Origin of the sequence: Intrasporangium sp., assembly GCF_051961875.1 — a bacterium.
Taxonomy (GTDB): domain Bacteria; phylum Actinomycetota; class Actinomycetes; order Actinomycetales; family Dermatophilaceae; genus Intrasporangium_A.
The window spans coordinates 1-4,162 of the sequence record NZ_JBQCCV010000123.1; the positions used below are offsets into that span (position 1 = coordinate 1).

The following is a 4,162-nucleotide window of genomic DNA, read 5'->3' on the forward strand; positions in this document are numbered from 1 at the left end:
TGAACCACGACCTCGAGGTCGAGGCGGCCGCGGTGGTCGCTGAGGAGCTGGGGCCGGATGTCGCGATCTCGCTGTCGCATGATATCGGTCGTATCGGTTTGCTCGAGCGGGATAACGCTACGATAATCAACGCCGCTCTCCGAGAGATGGCGGTGTCGATCGTCGACGGCCTGACGGCAGCGGTGCGCGCGCACGGCATCGACGCGCCGATCTTCCTCAGCCAGAACGATGGCACCCTCATGGACGAGGACTTCGTCCGGCGCTACCCCGTCGCCACCTTCGCCTCCGGCCCGACCAACTCCATGCGAGGGGCCGCCGCGACGAGCGGGCTGGAGACCTGCGCCGTCGTCGACATCGGCGGGACCACCTCGGACGTCGGCCTCCTGGTCAACGGCTTCCCCCGGGAGACCACGACGGAGGTGAAGGTGGCCGGCGTGCGGACGAACTTCCGCATGCCGGACGTGCTCTCCATCGGCATCGGCGGCGGCAGCCACCTGGACTCCACCACTGCCGAGGTCGGGCCGCACTCCGTCGGCTACAAGCTCACGTCCGAGGCTCTCGTGTTCGGTGGGTCCCAGGTCACGGCCACCGACCTGGCCGTGGCGGCCGGGCGCGCCGACGTCGGGGACGCCTCGCTCGTGGCCCATCTGGACCGCGCGCTGGTAGACAGGGCGCTCGACCGGGTCGCAGAGCGCATCGCCGAGGCCGTCGACCGCATGCGCACGTCGGCCGAGCCGATTCCCGTCGTGGCGGTCGGTGGCGGCTCGATCCTGCTGCCGGACGAGATCCCCATCTTCGGCGCGGTGCACCGACCGGAGAACTATGCGGTGGCGAACGCCATCGGTGCCTCCATCGCACAGGTCGGGGGCGAGATCGACAAGGTCTTCGCCGTCGACCCAGGTCGCCGCGACGCGATCCTGGACGATGTGCGGCAGGAGGCGGTCGACATGGCGATCGCCGCGGGAGCCCGCCCGTCCACCGTCAAGATCGTCGACTTCGACCAGGTGCCGATCCCGTACCTGCCGGGCAACGCGACCCGGATCCGGGCCAAGGCGGTCGGCGACCTGGACATGGAGGCATGAGGATGCCCTGGACTCTGGATGCCGAGCAGATCCCGGCCCTGGCGAGGGGCGCTGCCGTCCTCGGCACGGGCGGCGGAGGGGACCCGCACATCGGGGCCCTGCTGGCGACGCAAGCGCTCAACACGCACGGGCCGGTCGAGGTCGTCAGCGTGGACGAGGTGCCGGCCGACGCGCGAGTCGTCATGGTGGCGATGATGGGAGCACCCACCGTCATGGTGGAGAAGCTCCCGTCCCTCGATGAGGTCGTCACCCCGGTGCGGGCGCTGGAGCCGTTCCTGGGCGGCCCCATCACCCACATCGCGTGCGCTGAGGTCGGCGGGGTCAACTCGACCATCCCGATCGTGGCGGCTGCCGCCATGGGCCTGCCGCTGGTCGACGGAGACGCGATGGGGCGCGCCTTCCCCGAGCTGCAGATGGTGCTTCCGACCCTTGCGGGCGTCGCTGCCAGTCCCATGGCCTTCGCTGACGACAAGGGCAACACTGGGGTGCTCACCACGATCGACAACGCCTGGGCGGAGCGCATCGCCCGCGTCGCGTGCGTCGAGATGGGCTGCTCGGTGATGATCGCGATCTTCCCGCAGTCCGGCGAGCAGCTGAGCCACACGATGGTGGGCGGCTCGCTCACGAAGGCCGCCGCCATCGGTCGGGCGATCGCCGCTGCGCGCAGCGCCAACGAGGACCCGGTTGCTCGTGCGGTCGACGAGCTGGCGGGCCGCCAGCTCTTCGCCGGCAAGGTCGTCGACATCGAGCGCGCGACCACGACGGGCTTTGCACGGGGCCGCGCTCGGATCGAGGGCGACGCCGGGGCCCTGGAGCTGTCCTTCCAGAACGAGCACCTGCTCGCGCAGGCCGACGGGGTGGTCCTTGCCACCACCCCCGACCTCATCATCGTGCTCGAGCACGACTCGGGAGAGCCGATCACCACCGAGGGGCTGCGCTACGGCCAGCGAGTCAGGGTCATCGCCGCGCCTTCCGACGAGCGATGGCACAGCACGGAGGCGCTCGCCCTGGTCGGACCGCGCTACTTCGGCTACGACATGGAGGCACATCGCTTCGACGGAGTGAGGGAGGTCGCCTGATGAGCTGGCGGATCACACGGGACGACCTCGCGGACCTGGCGCGCGGCGCAACGTTGCTCGGCACTGGCGGGGGAGGGGACCCGTACATCGGGATGATGCTGGTCCAGCGCGTCCTCGGCGAGGGCAGCATCACGATCCTCGATCCTGACGAGATCGCCGATGACCTGTTCGTCATCCCCACTGCGCAGATGGGCGCGCCGACCGTCATGATCGAGAAGATCCCGGCCGGCACGGAACCCACCCTGTCCCTGCGCATCCTCGAGGAGCACCTCGGGCGCGCGGCGGACGCGACGATGCCGATCGAGTGCGGGGGGATCAACTCGATGATCCCGCTCATCGTTGCCGCCGAGACCGGTCTGCCGGTCGTCGACGCCGACGGGATGGGTCGGGCCTTCCCCGAGCTCTCGATGGAGACCTTCGCGGTCTACGGGGTGCACGGGTCGCCCCTGGCCCTGGCGGGGGAGCGCGGCGAGCGGGTCATCATCGACACGGGCGACGACGACAGGCAGATGGAGTGGCTGGCTAGAGCGGTCACGATCCGGCTCGGCGGCGTCGGGCACATCGCCGAGTACGCCATGAGCGGCGCCGACGTGAAACGGACCGCCGTGCCTCGCACGTTGTCGATGGCGCTGGCTCTGGGTCGCGCCATCCGCCTCGCCCGCGAGGAGAAGCGATCGCCGTTCGATGCGATCAGGGACACGCTCGCGACCACGCTGTACCAGCACGTGCGAACCCTGTTCGAGGGCAAGGTCGTCGATGTCGACCGTCGCACCACGGAAGGTTTCGCCAAGGGCGTGGCTCGCGTCGCCCCGGCAGACGGCGGAGGGGACGAGCTCGAGATCCGGTTCCAGAACGAGAACCTCATCGCACTGCGCAACGGTGAGATGGTTGCCATCGTCCCGGACCTGCTCTGCGTCGTGGACAGCGAGTCAGCCGAGCCCATCACGACGGAGGGGCTGCGCTACGGGCAGCGGGTGCGCGTCCTCGGCATCTCGACTCCGGAGATGATGCGCACGCCCGCGGCTCTGGCCGCCTTCGGTCCGGAGGCGTTCGGCCTGGCAGAGCGCTTCAGTCCCGTGGAGGCGTTGGGGACTGACCAGGCACAGTCAGCGGCAGAGGCCAGCTTCGTTCACTGACCGGCTCCCCGCTACTCCTCCAGCGGCACCTGACCCTCTGGCCTCTAGGCTGGTCAGGTGCCGCTGACAATCCAGGCCGCGGACCTGCCCATGCTCTCCCGCGGGTTCGCACTGCTCAGCTCGGGTGGCGGTGGCTCCCCGCATGTGGCGGAGCTGATCCTCGCCCAGTCGCGCCCCTGGCCCGTCGTCGTGCACGACATCAACGAGCTCGACCCGGCCACGCCGTGCGTCGCCATCGGGTACATCGGCTCGACGCTCCTGCTCGAGGAGCGGCTGCCGGACGCCGACCCATTCACCCCGGCTATCGCGGCGATCGAGCGTTGGCTCGGGGTCGACTCTTCGGCCATCTGCTCGATCGAGGGCGCGGGGCTCAACGGCCTGTCGACCCTCCAACTCGCCGGTCGTCGCACCATCGTGGACGCCGACTGCATGGGACGAGCACTCCCGGACCTCGACCAGATCTCGCTCCTCGTGGATGCACTGCCCGGGCTGGTCGCCGCCACGCCGACGGGAGCCGGCGGCGTGGCACTCGTCCATGGGGCCCGCCCCGAGGATGTCGAGAGGGTGCTGCGGACTGCGACATCGTGCAACGGGGGGTGGGCTGGCTTCGCCCTCGGGGGCTTTCGCGTAGGCGACCTCGTCGCGCACGCCATCCCTAACGGCATCGAGCGGGCACTGACCCTCGGGCAGGCCATCGCCGCAGCCGACGACTACCGGCCGAAGGAGCTCGCGGATGCGTTGGGAGGGTCGCTGCTTGGGGCCGGTCGCGTGGTGGCCAGCATCGAGGAGCCGGACACGGACGGGGTCCACTCCTACGACGTTCGCACCGACGGCGCCGACGTGCTGCGACTCGTGGCGCGTTCAG

4 protein-coding genes are annotated in these 4,162 nt (G+C 70.1%); all 4 read left to right on the forward strand.

Annotated features, from left to right (window positions below; all coding sequences use genetic code 11):
- Window positions 1-1,082: hydantoinase/oxoprolinase family protein (locus ACTHJJ_RS06970; protein WP_440302215.1), on the forward strand; the 1,082-nt coding region annotated here is incomplete at its 5' end.
- A 2-nt stretch (window positions 1,083-1,084) separates the two neighbouring features.
- Entirely contained in the window at window positions 1,085-2,161 is a 1,077-nt protein-coding gene (locus tag ACTHJJ_RS06975; RefSeq protein WP_440302216.1) for a DUF917 domain-containing protein, read from the forward strand.
- Window positions 2,161-3,297, forward strand: a complete 1,137-nt coding sequence (locus tag ACTHJJ_RS06980) for a DUF917 domain-containing protein (protein ID WP_440302217.1) — start codon at window positions 2,161-2,163, stop codon at window positions 3,295-3,297. The genes ACTHJJ_RS06975 and ACTHJJ_RS06980 overlap by 1 nt, the downstream gene beginning before the upstream one ends.
- A 57-nt stretch (window positions 3,298-3,354) precedes the next feature.
- On the forward strand, window positions 3,355-4,162 hold an 808-nt coding region (locus ACTHJJ_RS06985), incomplete at its 3' end, for an S-methyl thiohydantoin desulfurase domain-containing protein (protein WP_440302218.1).

Bases quoted from the DNA above. Each gene is read 5' to 3' on its own strand.
- ACTHJJ_RS06980 (WP_440302217.1), top strand. From the start codon at position 2,161: ATGAGCTGGCGGATCACACGGGACGACCTCGCGGACCTGGCGCGCGGC.
- ACTHJJ_RS06975 (WP_440302216.1), top strand. From the start codon at position 1,085: ATGCCCTGGACTCTGGATGCCGAGCAGATCCCGGCCCTGGCGAGGGGC.